This is a genomic window from Staphylococcus sp. GDY8P119P, assembly GCF_017892075.1.
GTDB classification, from domain to species: Bacteria; Bacillota; Bacilli; order Staphylococcales; family Staphylococcaceae; genus Staphylococcus; species Staphylococcus ureilyticus.
The window spans coordinates 218469-235842 of record NZ_JAESKJ010000004.1 but is presented as its reverse complement, the minus strand read 5'-3'; the positions used below and the strand labels follow the sequence as shown (position 1 = coordinate 235842).

Below are 17374 nucleotides of genomic sequence, written 5' to 3'. Positions count from 1 at the left end.
TCCAACTTCAAATTTCATATTTTGCTCGCTATAAAAAAAGAAGACATCATAGGAAAAAAGTTATTTTAACTTTCATAAAGGATAAAATAACTATCCTAGACGTCTTATCATACAAAATAAACTAAAATAAATCATATCGTTATTTTCTTTTGAACTTAGAAACTTTTAAAAAATGATATAAATTAGGTGCCCAATCATTAAAGTTCAATAAGAAACCATCATGTCCTACATTATCTGGCACAAAGCAATGCTTGTGATATTTAAATCGCGCACCTGTGGCATATACTAAATCGTCTGGATATAACAAATCATCCGTAAAGCCCATAGTCATAACCTTAGTATCCAGACGTCCAAACACTTCATCTACATCAGTACGATCTCTATCTATATCGTGGCTATCTAAGACGTCTAGCAGGCTTAAATAACTCAATGGGTCAAAATGCTTTTTAAACTTGTTCCCCTGATGTTTCTGGTAGTTTACAACTTGATCAGGTGTAAATCGTCTATCATAACTTTTGGAGGAGCGATACGTTAAGAAACCAAGCTGCCTTGCTATGCTCATACCTTCACCATGATCTAATCGAATCGCCTGTCTCGCAATTTCATTAAATGCACGACTATATGAGGAAGTCTTATCAGTCGCAGCTAAAATTACTGCTTTATCTACTTCAAATTTATGATTATACAATAATTCCAGCGCTTGCATACCTCCTAAAGACCCACCGATTAAAATACTAATTCGATCAAACCCTAATGTTTGAATACCTAATTCGATTGCATTGACAATATCACGCAATGTTAAATGCTTAGGAAAATCAGCATCTGTAAATGGCGAACTGGAACCATACGGACTACCGATTACGTTAAATGTTAAAAATTGATAATCATGTATAGGCATGTATCCCCCATCTATAATCTCTCTCCACCAACCAGGATTGTCATCCGTACCATAGGTCAAATGATTACCAGTCAGTGCATGGCATACAAGCACAAGTGGCTGTCCTTCATATCCTACATGTTCATAACGTAATTTTAAATTTAAAATCGTTTCACCTGATTCAGTTGTAAATGGTCCCAATTCTAATGTATCAACCGTATAATTTGTCATCATTTACCTCCTACTTAGTAAAAAAACTTCTCACCTATTTATAATAAGTAAGAAGTTACAATACTTATTATTCGAGCGAATCGTTGGTATTAGCACCGTGCTTATTAAAGTCGGTTGCTGAAGCTTCATTGGGCCAAATCCCTCTGCTTCTCGAAATAAGATTTAATTTTAATTGTAAAAAGCTATGCATAAATCAAATATCCATTTTAACAAGTATTTTATTAAAATTATCAAAATTTTCTAATTATTGCTATTCTAACGGATAATGGGAGCCACTTCAATAATATATTTAAAATATCCATCTTAAAATTGCCATTATTAAAATTCCACTGACAATCGTAATCGTTAAACTCCGTGTAATAATGGCAATGATTACGGTTGGAAGCATCGTCACTAAAAACGGTAAATTAACACTATACACCATTGAACCTTCATGTTGTTCTAGGACGCCGTCTACAATCAATGCAGTAAATAATGTGATGGGAATGAAAGAAAGCCACTTTACGACTGTCTCAGATAGTTTGATTTTTGTAATTAATATAAACGGTATAATACGTGTCAACCACGTTACCACACCGCATAAAACAATAATTAATAACATATGTAAAGTCGTTGTCATTTATCGATCACCACCCCTAATCCCGCAGTAATTGTCGACGCTATGATGATTGCTACGTATGAAGGCATAAAGAAACTTAAAATAAGCATTAACAAAATTACACAAACAATTAATACTAAATATGTTTTAACTTGTGACTGCTTAATAGCATCGAATTGTGAAACAGCTAGGAATATAAACATTGCAGTAATAGCAAAATCTAACCCAAATGCATCGGGATTCGTTATGTATTTACCAAAAATAGCACCAACAACACTTGCAAATGTCCAAAATAAATATGCAGTGATATTTAATCCATGTAGCCAACGATCATTGATTTTTTCACCTTTTAGATGTGGTGTAATAGCGACACCAAATGTTTCATCTGTAATCAGAGAAGACATGGCTATACGATTCCAAAACCCATATCCTTTATAACTTGGTGCTAAGGTCATACTTAATAAAAACATCCTAGAATTCACAATAAATGTCGTTAAGACAATTGCAGAAATTGGAGTTCCAGCAATGACTAATGCACAAATAATGAATTGTGCTGCGCCTGCATAAATAAGTAAACATAATAAAATAATTTCAATCAAATTGAAACCTGAAGCCACTGCAACAATACCAAAGGAAAGACCAACACCAGCATAACCTAACAAAGTCGGTACACATTCTTTTACACCTTGCTTAAAAGTTAGATGTGTTGTCATCATGCCACCTCCCAAACATTTTATAATAATAATAGAACTAGTTTAATACAAAGAAAAAGACATATTCAATATCTTTAGACTGAGGTATGTATGACCTAAGGCTTACCGATGTCTAAAAACCTTATTAAATTAACATTTTAGATTTCGGAATATTGTGTTATTTTTTAGACTCACCCCTTATCATTTGAATAAAATAAGTCATTTTACAAATTTAAAAAACTGAAAACTGGGATATTTAACACCTCCCCTACCCTTTCTTTTCTTTAAAAATATTAAGCCATTTAATAGATCAAAAGCCTTATAATTCATTATTCATATAAAATGAGAGGTTGAGACATTCATTTATCTCAACCTCTACTTGCACTTCAGTATTAACTTGTAACCACTATTTTGAAAGTTTAATATTTAAACTTTCTCAAATATCGCTGATGAATTCATTTAAACGAATTCTATTTTTCTTTAACTGGGTGTATCACTGTTTTACCACCCATATATGGTACTAATGCATCTGGAATAGTGACTGAACCATCTTCATTTTGATAGTTTTCTACAATTGCAGCAAATGTACGACCTACTGCTAAACCACTTCCATTCAATGTGTGCACTAATTCTGGTTTTGCTGTTTTCTCACGTTTAAAACGAATATTAGAACGACGTGCTTGGAAATCAGTAATATTTGAACAAGAGCTAATTTCTTTGTACTCATTATAGCTTGGTAACCATACTTCTAAGTCATACGTTTTGCTTGAGCCAAAGCCTATGTCACCTGTACATAAAATAACTCTACGATACGGTAAGCCTAACTCTTCTAAAATTGCTTCTGCATGTTCTGTCATTTCCTCTAACGCTTGCCAAGAATCTTCTGGTTTTTCAAAACGTACCATCTCTACTTTATCGAATTGATGTAATCGGATTAATCCTCTTGTATCTCTACCAGCTGAGCCTGCTTCACTACGATAACACGCTGATTGCGCAGTAAATTTAGCAGGTAAGACATCCGGACCAATAATTTCATTGCGATAATAATTTGTTAATGGTACTTCTGCTGTTGGAATTGTATATAATCCTTCTTTTTCAATTTTGAATAAATCTTCTTCAAATTTTGGTAATTGGCCAGTACCATACATTGAATCAGCATTTACTAATTGTGGTACCATCATTTCTGTGTAACCATGTTGCGTCGTATGTTTTGTAACCATATAATTCATTAATGCTCTTTCCAACTGTGCACCTTCGCCAGTTAAGAACACGAATCTTGCTCCTGCGACTTTTGCGCCTCGTTCAAAATTAGCCATTTGCAATGACTCTACTAGATCCCAATGTGCTTTTTCATCAAAATCAAATTTCCTTGGTGTGCCCCAACGCTTTAATTCGACATTATCTTCATCAGAATCGCCTTCAGGTACATCATCATGAATTGTATTTGGAATGCGAGATAATAAGTCTTCTAATTCTTTATCCACATCATTTAAATCATTGTCTAACAATTTGATGTCATCACCTAATTTTCTCATTTCTGCGATTACATCATCTGCATTTTCTTTATTGCGTTTTTTTTCAGCAATTTCACCGCTTACTTTGTTACGTTCAGCTTTCATTTCCTCAGCTTTACGAATTAATTCACGGCGTTTGTCATCAAGTGATAATACATCATCTACTACTTTTGTATCCATACCACGTTTTGCAACTTTGTCTTTTAAAAACTCTGGGTCATTACGAAATAATTTAATGTCTAACATGTCACTTTCCATCCTTTCAATTTCTATTTTTTAAGAATAGAACACAAAAAAGACCACATCCCTGTACAAGGGACGTGGTCTTTACGCGTTGCCACCCTATTTAACAGTCAAAAGAGACTGCACTTTCACCAAAATAACGGTTAAACCCGATTGTTCTCATATAGTAGGTAGATTCACATTGACCCTGATTACTTGTTCTCACTAACCACAAGCTCTCTGAAACCAGAAGTGCAACACTACTTATCCTACGAACAATAGCTTTATTTACTTGATTTTAATATAGCAAATAACCTATTACTTTTCAAGGCCAAGATTATGCAATCGCTGAATGTTCATTAAAAATTCACTCAACTTAATTAGTATAAGCTTGATCTAATAAATACTGTGAAACAGCTTCTATATCTTTATGAAATTGGCGATCTTCAGTGATAGATGGTACAACTTTTCGTAAAGCTTGATATTTTTCATAAGTTTTAGGTGATAATTTTTCGACATCTTTATATTCTACCGCTTGAAGTGCGATAATTGCTTCTATTGCTAACACACGACGTGCATTTTCAATCATTTGGTAGCCATGGCGTGAAGCAATTGTCCCCATAGAAACATGGTCTTCTTGATTAGCTGATGATGGAATAGAATCCACACTAGCAGGGTGTGCGAGTGTTTTATTTTCCGAAACAAGACTTGCAGCTGCATATTGCATAATCATCGCGCCACTCTGTAAACCCGGTTGAGGGCTTAAAAATGCTGGCAAACCATTGTTTAATTGTGGATTTACTAATCTCTCTAGACGTCTTTCCGAAACATTAGCTAATTCACTTACCCCTAACTTTAAGAAATCTAACGCAAATGCAATCGGTTGGCCATGGAAATTCCCTCCAGAAATAACCAATGTTTCATCACCTTCATCAAATATTAATGGATTGTCGTTCGCCGCATTCATTTCAAATTCAAGTTTTTCTTTTACATAATTAAACACCTGGAAGCTTGCGCCATGTATTTGTGGAATACAGCGTAATGTATAAGCATCTTGAACGCGAATTTCTCCTTGTGTCGTTGTTAATTTAGAACCTTCGAGCCAGTCTAACATGCGTGAAGCAACATCTATCTGTTCTGGAAAATTTCGAGCGTGATGCACTTTTTCATGATATGCATCCGTAATGCCATTTAAAGCTTGATGTGTTAATGCAGCAATCCACTCTGCTTGGTAACCAATATCTTCCGCTTCTATATAATTAATTACACCTTGTGCAGTCATAGCTTGCGTACCATTAATTAAAGCTAGACCTTCTTTAGCCTGTAAGCTCAAAGGTTCACGATTTAATAAATTTAAGACATACCGACTGTCTTCTTCTTCACCTTTATAATAGACATTACCTTCTCCAATCAACGCCAAAGCTAAATGTGAAAGTGGTGCTAAATCACCCGATGCACCAAGAGATCCTTGTTGTGGAATAACTGGAATAATTCTGTTGTTAATAAAATATATGATTTGATCTACTAAATCGATTGTCACACCAGAATGACCTTTTAACAATGTGTTTAGACGTAAAACCATCATCACTAACGCGACATCTTGTGAAAAAGGTTTCCCGATACCACATGCATGTGAACGAATTAAATTGACTTGTAATTGATTGTATTCTCCCTCATCAATACGTACATCACTGAATAAACCAAATCCAGTCGTTATACCATAAATTGTTTCTTTATCATCTATAATCTTTTCTACTGTTACACGGCTCTGTTTTACACGTTCATAAGCATCCTCTGTTACTTTTACATCATCACTTTGATATAAAAAATCTTTAATTGCATTTATTGTTAAATTTTCACCATTAAGCTGTAATGTCATTTCCCCATCTCCTGACTTCTGATGATTTTCAATTAATTAGAGTATACGCTTCCATATTTTTAAGAACAATAGGTTCATCCATATCCGTAACATGGTATTAAATTAGTATTTTACTAAGATAAAGATGGCAAATTTATTATTTCTAAAAATAAACAAATTCTTAATGCTTTTACCTATTGACTAAAATGCAAACCAGGTATAATATTTTCTATTGTATTTAAAAAATAAATTAAAAATAGCAACAGAGAAAAGCTTTCATAATGCTTATAAACACACAATTTTTCTCAGAAAACACAAAATTACAAATCAACAATATAATGATCAAATATACAAATTAAAAGTTGAAATAACTAATAGAATTAAAGGGGGTTTCAATGTTGGAAACAATTTCATCAGTAAGCATTCCAAAACGTAAAGATGAAACGCATAAAGGTGATTATGGCAAAATTCTTTTAATTGGAGGAAATGCGAATCTAGGTGGGGCAATCATGCTTGCTGCACGCGCTTGTGTCTATAGTGGTAGTGGCTTAATTACAGTAGCTACACACCCAACAAATCATGCAGCGCTACACTCACGTTGCCCTGAAGCAATGGTGATTGATATCAACGATACTAAAATGCTCACTAAAATGATTGAAAATACAGATTGTATCTTAATTGGTCCTGGATTAGGATGTGATTTCAAGGGAAATAATGCTATCACGTTCTTATTACAAAACATTCAACCACATCAAACGCTTATAGTGGATGGAGATGCTATTACTATATTTAGTAAATTAAAACCAGATATTCCAACTTGCAATGTTATTTTCACACCACATCAAAAAGAGTGGGAACGCTTAAGTGGGATCGCAATAGAAGAACAAACATATGAACGTAATCGCGAAGCTGCTGATAGAATTGGGGCAACAATTGTATTAAAAATGCATGGCACTGAAATCTATTTCAAAGATGAGGATTACAAACTGCCAATCGGCACGCCTGCGATGGCAACAGGTGGCATGGGGGATACACTTGCTGGTATGATTACAAGTTTTGTAGGTCAATTCGACGACACGAAAGAAGCGGTTACGAGTGCCACTTATACACATAGTTATATCGGTGAAGAACTATCAAACAAAATGTATGTAGTCCCACCTTCCCATTTAATTAGTGAAATCCCATATGCTATGAAAGCATTGGAAAGTTAAATCAACATCGGTGATAAAAATTTTTAAAACCAAAATAAAATGTATCTGAGACATAAAATGCTTAGACAAATGAAAAGGCAATTTCTATTGAAATCATATAGAAATTGCCTTTTTCAATTGGGGTGATATGATGTTGCACTACGTGATGTTTAAATGCATCGAATACATTTTCAGGGATTGTTTCAACGATTTCATTCACATATCGTGACATATCATTTGTGGGATACTGATCTTAAGTTTCTATTGGTAGTATATGTTGAGTCAAGTTATCATCTTTATATATGCCTCTCGTTAATTTAATAGTGCTGATTAAATTATACGTAAAGGCTTTTTGGAATAACAAAATATAAATTGTACCGATTTTGTAATGTGCTGACACCCGAGGGAATCTTATGAGTGAGAGACTATAGGCTCGCACCATGCCCTAGGCAAGCATGTACAGTCAATCGTCAGACTTTAAATATAAAGAGGGTCAATCCATATTAAGGATTGACCCTCTTATATTTTGAGAATGGGAATTTATGTCCCAAACTCACTTGTGTATTTAAATGTTTCAATTTTGAATACAGCTATTGATTACTGCTAAAAATTGAGATTATTCGTCGTCTTCGTTTTCAGTTTCTTCATTATCACTATTATCAATATCTTCATTGATACGGTCCATAAAGTCTTTTCTCACTTCTTGACGACCATCTTCATCTGAATCTTCTTCAACTTCGGTATGCACAATGCCTTCTGATAGTTCATCTGATACTACAGATTCTGATTGTTGATTGTCACTTGTAGCGCCTTCAATTTGTTCATTATCTGCTTCTTGTAGTTCAATTTCTTCAGCTTCTTTTTCTTCTTCATCTACTTTAGCAACAGTAGAAACAAATTGATCATCGTTTAATTTAATCAATCTCACACCTTGAGCTGCACGTCCATTTTGTGAAATATCTTCAACGCCTATGCGGATAATTACACCGGCATTTGTAACAATCATCAAGTCTTCTTTACCTTCAACGGATGTGATACATACCACTTGACCGTTACGTTCTGTAATCGTAGCAGTCTTAATACCTTTACCACCACGGTTAGATAAACGATATTCGCTAACTAGCGTACGCTTACCATAACCATTTTCAGTCACAACTAGAATTTCATCATCTGTTTCTGCTTTAGTAACATCTAATCCGACGACTTTGTCGCCTTCTCTTAATGTAATACCTTTAACACCGGCAGCTGTACGACCTAAAGGACGTAATGCAGACTCATTAAAGCGGATTAAAGAACCGTGAGCTGTACCGATTAATATATCATCTTCACCATCTGTTAAACGCACAGCTATCAATTCGTCATCTTCTTTGAAACCAATCGCAATCTTACCATTTTTGTTAATATGTGAGAAGTTACGTAATGCTGAACGTTTAACGATACCATTTAACGTTGCAAATACTAAGTAATCTTCTTCGCTTTCTAAATCTTTGACGGCGATCATTGTACTAATTGTTTCATCATTATCTAGTTCAATCGCATTGACTACTGGTATACCTTTAGACTGACGGGAGAGTTCCGGCACTTCATATCCTTTAAGTTTATACACTCTACCTTTATTCGTGAAGAATAAGACATGATCATGCGTACTCAACGTAACAAGTTGACTTACAAAATCTTCTTCTAAGGTCTGCATACCTTGTACACCACGACCACCACGATGTTGCGCTCTATATGTTGAAACGGGTAGGCGTTTAATATAGTTATTGTGACTTAATGTAATGACGATTTGTTCTTCTGGTATTAGGTCTTCGTCTTCAATGTGGTCGAGACCGCCCATTTGAATTTCTGTTTTGCGTTCGTCTCCATAGCGTTCACGAACATCAATTAACTCATCACGAACAAGTTGTAATAGTTTTTCTTCGTCTGCAAGAATCGCTTTTAATTCTTCTATATATGCAATTAATTCATTATATTCAGATTCAATTTTATCTCTTTCTAAACCTGTTAAACGTCTTAATCGCATATCAAGGATGGCTTGCGCTTGTCGTTCAGTAAGTTTAAATTGTTCTTGCAAGCTTGCCATTGCAACTTTATCTGTTTCAGATTCACGAATCACACGAATAATTTCATCAATGTGGTCTAATGCGATTCTTAATCCTTCTAAAATATGTGCACGGTCTTGTGCCTTTTTCAAGTTGTATTCCGTTCTTCTTCTTACGACTATCTTTTGATGTTCAAGATATTCAACTAATGCTTCTTTGAGGTTAATCAATCTCGGTCTACCATCAACTAAAGCAATCATATTAACACCAAATGATGTTTGTAATGGTGTTTGTTTATATAAGTTATTTAATACAACACTAGCGTTGGCATCTTTACGTATATCAATCACAACACGTACACCAGTACGTAAACTTGTTTCGTCACGTAAATCTGTAATGCCGTCAATTTTTTTATCACGTGCCAATTCGGCAATTTTTTCAATCATGCGTGCTTTATTTACTTGGTACGGAACCTCAGTAACAACAATACGTTGACGACCGCCGCCACGTTCTTCAATTTCAGCTCTTGCTCTCATTTGAACTGAACCGCGTCCAGTTTCAAATGCACGGCGTATGCCACTTCTACCAAGAATAATCCCTGCTGTAGGGAAGTCTGGCCCTTGGACATCTTCCATTAATTCTGAAATCGTAATGTCTGGATTATGACTTAAACTTAATACACCATTAATCACTTCAGTCAAGTTATGTGGCGGTATATTAGTAGCCATACCTACTGCGATACCTGATGCACCATTTACGAGTAAATTTGGAAATCTTGATGGTAAGACTGCCGGCTCTCTTTCATTGCCGTCATAGTTATCAACAAAATCAATCGTATCTTTGTTAATATCTCTCAACATTTCGAGTGTGATTTTAGACATACGCGCTTCTGTATAACGCATCGCCGCTGCTCCATCACCATCCATAGAACCAAAGTTACCTTGGCCATCAATTAAAGGATATCGATAGCTGAAGTCCTGCGCCATTCTAACCATAGCTTCGTAAATCGAGGAGTCACCGTGAGGGTGATATTTACCCATAACGTCCCCAACAATACGCGCAGATTTCTTATATGATTTATCAGGTGTCATGCCTTGTTCGTGTAAGCCGTATAATATACGTCGATGTACTGGTTTTAAACCATCTCTAACATCTGGTAGCGCACGTGAAACGATAACGCTCATCGCATAATCTAGGAACGATTCACGCATCTCATTCGTTATATTTCGTTCATTTATTCTTGATTCAGGTAATTCAGCCATCAAGATATCCTCCTTCAAAAATTCAGTTCATTGTCTTAGAAATCTAAGTTTGCATAGACTGCATTATCTTCAATAAACTGTCTACGGTTCTCAACAACATCGCCCATTAACATTTCAAAAACTTGGTCAGCTTCAATCGCATCCTCCAATGATACTTGTAACATAGCTCTATTTTCAGGATTCATAGTAGTTTCCCATAATTGGTCAGCATTCATTTCACCAAGACCTTTGTAACGTGCAATAGACCATTTTGGACTTGGATCTAATTGAGCTTTAAGTTTTTCTAGTTCACGTTCGTTAAACACATAGTATTTCTGTTTACCTTGTGTCAACTTGAATAATGGTGGCTGTGCAATATAAACATAGCCCGCTTCAATTAACGGTCTCATAAAACGATAGAAGAATGTTAATAATAATGTTCTAATATGTGCACCATCAACATCGGCATCTGTCATAAGGATAATCTTGTGATAGCGTGCCTTACTTAAATCAAATTCTCCACCAATACCAGTACCAAAAGCAGTAATCATAGAACGTATTTCATTATTATTTAAAATTCTATCTAAACGTGCTTTTTCAACGTTCAATATCTTACCACGTAAAGGTAAGATGGCTTGCGTTTCTGAGTCACGTCCAGATTTTGTAGACCCCCCGGCAGAGTCACCTTCGACGATGAAAATTTCACTACGAGAAGGGTCTTTACTAGAACAATCAGCCAGTTTTCCTGGTAAACTAGAAACTTCTAATGCGGATTTACGACGTGTCACTTCACGCGCTTTTTTAGCTGCAAGACGTGCTTGTGAAGCCATAATTCCTTTTTCTACGATTGTTCGACCTACTTGTGGATTTTCATATAAAAAGCGTTCGAATAACTCAGAGAATATACGATCAACAACTTGACGTACTTCGGAATTACCTAATTTCGTTTTAGTTTGTCCTTCGAATTGTGGATCACCATGTTTGATTGAAACAATAGCTGTTAAACCTTCACGTGTATCTTCACCTGAAAGTCTTTCTTTATCTTCCTTCATAATTTTACTGTTAAGACCATAGCTATTTAACACACGTGAGAGCGCTCGTTTAAAGCCTTCTTCATGAGTCCCACCTTCATAAGTGTGTATATTATTTGCGTATGTTAAAAGATTCGTAGCATAACCTTTATTGTATTGAAGCGCTATTTCAACTTCAATATCATCTTTGGATTGATGCACATAAATCGGTTCTTCATGAATAGGTTCTTTATTTTCATTTAACATTTCAACGTAAGATTTTATACCACCTTCATAGTGATACGTATCTTCACGAACCTCTTCTTCTCTTTCATCTCTTAAAGTAATTGAAATACCTTTATTTAAAAATGCTAGTTCTCTGATACGTTGTTGCAATACTTCATAATTGTATGTTGTTGTTTCAGTGAATATCTCAGGATCAGCTTTGAAACGAATCGCAGTACCAGTAGAACCAGTACTCTCATTGGTTTTACCAATGATTTTCAAATCAAACTGAGGGATACCTTTTTTGTATGCTTGGTGATATATATTTTCATCTTTATATACATATACTTCCAAATCTTCCGATAAAGCATTTACAACAGAAGACCCCACACCATGGAGACCACCAGAGACTTTATAACCGCCTCCACCGAATTTACCACCGGCATGTAGTACAGTTAGAATAACCTCAACGGCAGGACGTCCCATTTTCTCTTGTATACCAACAGGGATACCACGGCCGTTATCTGTAACTTTTATCCAATTATCTTCTTCAATAATAACTTCGATTTGGTCAGCATAACCAGCAAGTGCTTCGTCAATACTGTTATCAACAATTTCCCAAACTAAGTGATGTAGCCCTCTTTCTGAAGTTGAGCCTATATACATACCTGGTCTTTTACGAACCGCTTCTAGACCTTCTAATACCTGAATCTGACCAGCACCATAATCTTCCGTGTTGTTCACATCTGACAATGCTTCCACCTTCACTTTCCGTTACTTTATAATTTCGCCATTATTAATGCGATAAAGTTTAGCGTTTTTCATAATTTCATGATCAATGCCATCAACTGATGTTGTCGTCACAAATGTTTGTACTTTATGTTGAATTGTGCTCAATAAATGAGACTGACGTGAATCATCTAATTCACTTAACACATCATCTAGCAATAAAATGGGGTACTCGCCTACTTCAATATTCATCAGTTCAATTTCTGCAAGTTTGATTGATAACGCCGTCGTTCTTTGCTGTCCTTGCGAACCGTAAGTTTGAGCATCCATACCATTTACGTTGAAACCTAAATCATCTCTGTGAGGGCCAAACAAACAGACACCTCTATCTTTTTCACGCTCTTTGTTATCATCTAGTAAAGTTAAGACTTCCTCTAAGCGTTCCGTCTCACTTTTTTCTTCAGCATCTAATTTGATACTAGGAAGGTACTTTAATGACAGTGTTTCATTCTCATCCGTAATACCAGAATGAATAGGTTTGGCTAATGATTCTAGTTCTTTAATAAAATGTTCACGTCTTAATGTAACTTTGAGTGCATATGCTGCAAATTGTTGGTTTAAGACGTCAAGCATAGTGCTATCAGTCTTTTGACCATATTGCAATTGCTTCAAATAATTATTCTTTTGTTTTAAAATTCTTTGATATTGAGACAAATCGTTTAAGTAAACAGCTGAAATTTGTCCAAGTTCCATATCTATAAATCTACGTCTTATTTGAGGTGCCCCTTTGACAATGTTTAAATCTTCAGGTGCAAACAAGACAACGTTTAAGTGGCCTATATACTGTGTTAGCCTACTTTGTTCTAAGTGATTGATTTTAACCTGTTTACCCTTTTTAGTTATAAACATCGTTAAAGGCATTTCTCCATATCTATAACTGAGTTCACCCTCTATTTTAGCATAGTCTCGATCAAAACGTATGAGTTCTTTATCATTTGATGTTCTGTGACTTTTGGCTAATGCTAATGTATAAATAGATTCTAATAAATTAGTCTTCCCTTGTGCATTTTCACCAATCAATATATTGACTTCAGGGTGACAATTTAGGGTAATTGACTCATAGTTACGATAATTGTCTAGCTGGAGTGTCTTTAGTTTCATTCTTCACCTTGATGTATAATCAAAAATGAACCGACTTCTGGTATAACGATGTTATCTTGATGGTTTAATTTTTTACCACGACGTATTTCGCGCTCACCATTGATCATTACTTCAAAATCTTGCAGGAACCATTTCGCTTGACCACCAGATTCAATAATACCTTCTGTCTTTAGAAATTGCCCTAAAGTAATGTCTCCATCAACAATTACTTCTTCAACCAAATCAATCACTCCATTCCTTTTAAACTCATCTATATATTATACCTTTTTTCGAGAAAAATTTCATGCAAAATGCAGATGGAAAGCGTTTTCTTATGTATGATTTTTACTATTTTTGAAAATTATTTATAAAGGTACTTTTAACAATGTAATACTCATATATTATAACAAACTTTTATTCGTATTATTCTATTTCTTTTAAAAATATTCTAAATAAATAATTATTTATTAATGTTTTTAACTACGCAATACTTCATAAAAGTATTTTTATATAAAGCGAATGGCTAATATTGTGATTTTGAATTTTAAAGACTTTCTCAGCTTAATTATTAATTTTAGGTATCATAAGTCTAAAAAAGTTTAAGTTGCTTATATTTAAGCTCTAAGTAGCTTGTACGTATCTTTGAATGTTTATTATTAATATATCTTTATCAATATACACGTTTCATTTTATGAAATTACTTCTAAAAAAAGAGTGAGACAATGATTTAAATGTGACAGAGTTTAAGACAAGATAAAATTCTAACCTTTTCTACTTAAGTTGTCTCACTATGTTTTAAATATCCATATTATAAAAACCCGAGACATCAATTTGTCTCAGGTTCTATCTCTTTAAACAAAAGTTTAATATGTTCTGATTGGTAAAATTAATTGTGTAACTGAATCATCATCTTTTGGTTTTAAAATAAATGGTTTCATCGTACCAAAGAACTCAACTTCCACTTCATCGTTATCGATTGCTTTTAGTGCATCCATCATATACTTAGAGTTGAATGAAATTTTTAAATTGCCACCATCAACGTTATCCGCTTTTACTTCTTCTTTTACAGTACCGATTTCTGGTGATGTAGAGGATAATTCAACTAATTCATTACCTGTACTTAATTTAATAACATTGTTTCCACCTTCACGTGCTAATAGAGAGGCACGATCAATAGCATGATAGAAATCTCCGTTATCGATGCCTATTTTAATTTCATAGTTTTCTGGGAATAAACGTGAAGTATCTGGATAGTGACCTTCTAAGAGACGTGATATAAAGTTTATATTTCCGACTTTAAATAGCACTTGGTTTGAAGCAAAGAAAATATCGATATCTTCTTCACTATCTGACATAATTTTATTTAATTCTGCTAAAGCTTTACCTGGAATAATGACATTTTTATTTTCAGATTCATCTTCTAAAGCTACTTTTCGCACAGCTAAGCGGTGTGAGTCAGTCGCTGTGCATATTAATTCATTATCCTGTATAAGCCAGTTAACACCAGTGAGTACTGGGCGTGTTTCTGAGGTGGACACTGCGAAATTTGTTTGTGCTATCACGTTTTTAAGGACTTTTACAGATAATTGAATCGCATCATCACGTGAAACTTGTGGTAATAAAGGATATTGATCTGGATCTAAACCACTTAAATTAAATTCTGAATGTCCAGAAGTTATTAAAGTTTGGAATTGTTCATTTGTTGATAATTTAACTTCTTTTCCTGGTAGTTTTTTAATAATATCTACAAAGAAACGACCAGGGAGTACAACTGAACCAGTTTCTGCAACTTCAATAATATCTTCTCCATCTACTTGTTTAGGAATTGTAATTTCTATTGAGATTTCTGAATCTGAACCAGTAAGTATGACTTCATTGTTTTTAACTTCAATTTTTATACCCGTTAGTATTGGTAATGTAGTTCTTGGGGAGATTGCTTTTAATGTGTCATTTAATTGATTTATAAAATAATCTCTTCTAATTGTAAATTCCATTTTTAAACTCCTTCCAGTCGTTTATATAATAATTATATAGGTTTTAAACCCGTAGTAATAGTAGTAGGGCTTGTGGATTAGGGGATAACTCAAATTAATACAATCATGTCATTGTTTGACGACTGTGGATAACTTGTGCACAGTGTGTACTACTTTTGCACATTGTCCACAAAGTTAAAAAATAAGTTATTTTGTTATACCTCTAAATTGATTCATTAATCTGTTATAGTACAGATTGTTTTATTGGTTTCTAATTTCTTTTTCAAGATTTTCGACTTCTTGTTTAAATGTCGGATCATTATTGATATCCTTCACAATTTTTTCATGTGCATGAATAACAGTAGTATGATCACGTCCACCAAACTCTTCCCCGATTTTAGGTAGTGAGAAGTCGGTTAATTCACGTGATAAATACATTGCAATTTGACGTGGATATGCAATTGATTTTGTACGCTTTTTGGCACTAAAGTCTTCTATTCTCACACTATAGTATTCTCCAACAACTTTTTGGATATCTTGTATAGTAATTTTTTTAGATTTAGGTGCTTGGATGATATCTTTTAGCGCAGCTGCTGTTAATTCAGTTGTGATCGGTTGTCCTTGTAATTTTGAAAAGGCTAATACGCGATTAAGTGCACCTTCAAGTTCACGTATATTAGATTGTATTTGATTAGCGATATACGTCAGGGCTTCAGTAGGAATATTTATATTTTCTTCACCAATTTTTTTCTGTAAAATTGCCATTCTTGTTTCGTAATCCGGTGGAGTAATGTCTACTATTAATCCCCATTCAAAGCGAGAACGTAATCTGTCTTCTAATTTAGCAATTTCTTTAGGTGGTCTATCACTAGAAATAACAATTTGCTTATTCGCTTGATGTAAATCATTAAATGTGTGGAAAAATTCTTCTTGAGTTTGCTCTTTGTTTTGAATAAATTGTATATCATCTATTAAGAGCACATCGATATTACGATATTTTTCTCTAAAACGTTCAGTTTTATTGTCTCGGATAGATTTAATGAATTCATTAGTAAATTTTTCACTAGATGTATAGATTACTTTGGCATCTGGATTATTATCTAATACATAATGGCCAATAGCATGCATTAGATGGGTTTTACCTAATCCCACACCACCATATATAAATAATGGGTTATATGCTTGGGCTGGTGCTTCAGCTACAGCTAAACTTGCAGCATGTGGGAATCTGTTTCCGGGGCCGATGACGAATGTTTCAAATGTATTATTGATATTGAATTGTTCATCACCCATTTTTGCTACATCCACTGTATCAAGATCTATCTCTTTTTCATCAGTACTCTGATTAGCATCTTGCTTTTTTTCAGATTTTAAACTTTCTAATTCATCTTCAGAGTAAAATACTGGCGTAATTTCATGACCAATAGCTTCATATAATGCAGATTGTACGATTTCAACATAATGTGTCTTTAACCAATTAGCTACAAAGGGATCGTCAATGACTACAATAGCTTCATCATTTTGCAACGAATAAAGTTTTGTATCTTTCAAAAAAGTTTGATAGCTAGGATAGCTGACTTTTTCTTGAGCTAAAGTTAAAACGTTTTCCCAAATTTCTTGTTCTGACATAATAGCAAACTCCAACTTTCTATATTTTAAAAGTTATACACAGAAATAACATGTGTGAATAAACATAATCACAAGCTGTTAATAATTATCCACAAGTTACACACATTCAGTGGATAACTCACAGTGAATTATAAGTTATACACAACCATTTAGGATATATTTTTATAAATTAATCCCTTATTTATCAATATTTACATAACTTA

Annotated in this window: 12 protein-coding genes, 1 pseudogene, 1 riboswitch and 1 other annotated feature; of the genes and pseudogenes, 1 reads left to right on the top strand and 12 read right to left on the bottom strand. The window is 34.2% G+C overall.

The window, feature by feature from the left end:
- Positions 1 to 139 precede the first annotated feature (139 nt).
- From metX to hutH, 5 genes are all read right to left on the bottom strand, one after another.
- Positions 140 to 1108: a homoserine O-acetyltransferase MetX gene (gene metX, locus KA830_RS03880; RefSeq protein WP_046207182.1), complete on the bottom strand. Its 969-nt coding sequence runs from the start codon at positions 1106 to 1108 to the stop codon at positions 140 to 142.
- Between the two features lie 61 nt (positions 1109 to 1169).
- A riboswitch (SAM riboswitch) is annotated at positions 1170 to 1270 on the bottom strand.
- Between the two features lie 127 nt (positions 1271 to 1397).
- A complete protein-coding gene (locus tag KA830_RS03875) occupies positions 1398 to 1727 on the bottom strand; it encodes an AzlD domain-containing protein (RefSeq protein WP_064209808.1) in 330 nt (109 codons plus the stop codon).
- On the bottom strand, positions 1724 to 2419 hold the full coding sequence (locus KA830_RS03870) for an AzlC family ABC transporter permease (protein ID WP_046207180.1): 696 nt from the start codon (positions 2417 to 2419) through the stop codon (positions 1724 to 1726). The genes KA830_RS03875 and KA830_RS03870 overlap by 4 nt, the downstream gene beginning before the upstream one ends.
- Before the next feature lie 449 nt (positions 2420 to 2868).
- Positions 2869 to 4158, bottom strand: a complete 1290-nt coding sequence (gene serS, locus KA830_RS03865; RefSeq protein WP_070657188.1) for a serine--tRNA ligase — start codon at positions 4156 to 4158, stop codon at positions 2869 to 2871.
- A 65-nt stretch (positions 4159 to 4223) separates the two neighbouring features.
- Positions 4224 to 4414 (bottom strand) — a binding site (T-box leader).
- 96 nt (positions 4415 to 4510) lie between these two features.
- Positions 4511 to 6013: a histidine ammonia-lyase gene (hutH, locus tag KA830_RS03860; protein WP_204180326.1), complete on the bottom strand. Its 1503-nt coding sequence runs from the start codon at positions 6011 to 6013 to the stop codon at positions 4511 to 4513.
- Between the two features lie 374 nt (positions 6014 to 6387).
- Between hutH and KA830_RS03855 the strand changes: the two genes are divergently transcribed.
- Positions 6388 to 7203: an NAD(P)H-hydrate dehydratase gene (locus KA830_RS03855; protein ID WP_371090911.1), complete on the top strand. Its 816-nt coding sequence runs from the start codon at positions 6388 to 6390 to the stop codon at positions 7201 to 7203.
- A gap of 119 nt (positions 7204 to 7322) precedes the next feature.
- Here KA830_RS03855 and KA830_RS13660 read toward each other — a convergent pair.
- The 7 genes and pseudogenes from KA830_RS13660 to dnaA all read right to left on the bottom strand — a co-directional run.
- A pseudogene (locus KA830_RS13660) lies at positions 7323 to 7486 on the bottom strand (IS5/IS1182 family transposase); the annotation flags it as partial.
- A gap of 312 nt (positions 7487 to 7798) precedes the next feature.
- Entirely contained in the window at positions 7799 to 10486 is a 2688-nt protein-coding gene (gyrA, locus tag KA830_RS03845; protein WP_210123005.1) for a DNA gyrase subunit A, read from the bottom strand.
- 35 nt (positions 10487 to 10521) lie between these two features.
- Positions 10522 to 12462 (bottom strand): DNA topoisomerase (ATP-hydrolyzing) subunit B, encoded by a 1941-nt coding sequence (gyrB, locus tag KA830_RS03840; protein WP_176745302.1) that lies wholly within the window; start codon positions 12460 to 12462, stop codon positions 10522 to 10524.
- A 12-nt stretch (positions 12463 to 12474) separates the two neighbouring features.
- Positions 12475 to 13590 carry a DNA replication/repair protein RecF gene (gene recF / locus KA830_RS03835; protein ID WP_046207175.1) on the bottom strand — a complete coding sequence of 372 codons (1116 nt, stop codon included), beginning with the start codon at positions 13588 to 13590 and terminating at the stop codon, positions 12475 to 12477.
- A complete protein-coding gene (gene yaaA / locus KA830_RS03830) occupies positions 13587 to 13820 on the bottom strand; it encodes a S4 domain-containing protein YaaA (protein ID WP_174894798.1) in 234 nt (77 codons plus the stop codon). The genes recF and yaaA overlap by 4 nt, the downstream gene beginning before the upstream one ends.
- Positions 13821 to 14432: 612 nt before the next feature.
- Complete coding sequence (dnaN, locus tag KA830_RS03825; RefSeq protein ID WP_046207173.1) at positions 14433 to 15563, bottom strand: DNA polymerase III subunit beta; 1131 nt, start codon at positions 15561 to 15563, stop codon at positions 14433 to 14435.
- Between the two features lie 240 nt (positions 15564 to 15803).
- Positions 15804 to 17171 (bottom strand): chromosomal replication initiator protein DnaA, encoded by a 1368-nt coding sequence (gene dnaA, locus KA830_RS03820; RefSeq protein ID WP_046207172.1) that lies wholly within the window; start codon positions 17169 to 17171, stop codon positions 15804 to 15806.
- Positions 17172 to 17374 lie beyond the last annotated feature (203 nt).

Coding starts and splice junctions, on each gene's coding strand:
- recF (WP_046207175.1), bottom strand. CDS start 13,590: ATGAAACTAAAGACACTCCAGCTAGACAATTATCGTAACTATGAGTCA.
- gyrA (WP_210123005.1), bottom strand. CDS start 10,486: ATGGCTGAATTACCTGAATCAAGAATAAATGAACGAAATATAACGAAT.
- hutH (WP_204180326.1), bottom strand. CDS start 6,013: ATGACATTACAGCTTAATGGTGAAAATTTAACAATAAATGCAATTAAA.
- dnaA (WP_046207172.1), bottom strand. CDS start 17,171: ATGTCAGAACAAGAAATTTGGGAAAACGTTTTAACTTTAGCTCAAGAA.
- metX (WP_046207182.1), bottom strand. CDS start 1,108: ATGACAAATTATACGGTTGATACATTAGAATTGGGACCATTTACAACT.
- dnaN (WP_046207173.1), bottom strand. CDS start 15,563: ATGGAATTTACAATTAGAAGAGATTATTTTATAAATCAATTAAATGAC.
- KA830_RS03870 (WP_046207180.1), bottom strand. CDS start 2,419: ATGACAACACATCTAACTTTTAAGCAAGGTGTAAAAGAATGTGTACCG.
- KA830_RS03855 (WP_371090911.1), top strand. CDS start 6,388: ATGTTGGAAACAATTTCATCAGTAAGCATTCCAAAACGTAAAGATGAA.
- serS (WP_070657188.1), bottom strand. CDS start 4,158: ATGTTAGACATTAAATTATTTCGTAATGACCCAGAGTTTTTAAAAGAC.
- KA830_RS03875 (WP_064209808.1), bottom strand. CDS start 1,727: ATGACAACGACTTTACATATGTTATTAATTATTGTTTTATGCGGTGTG.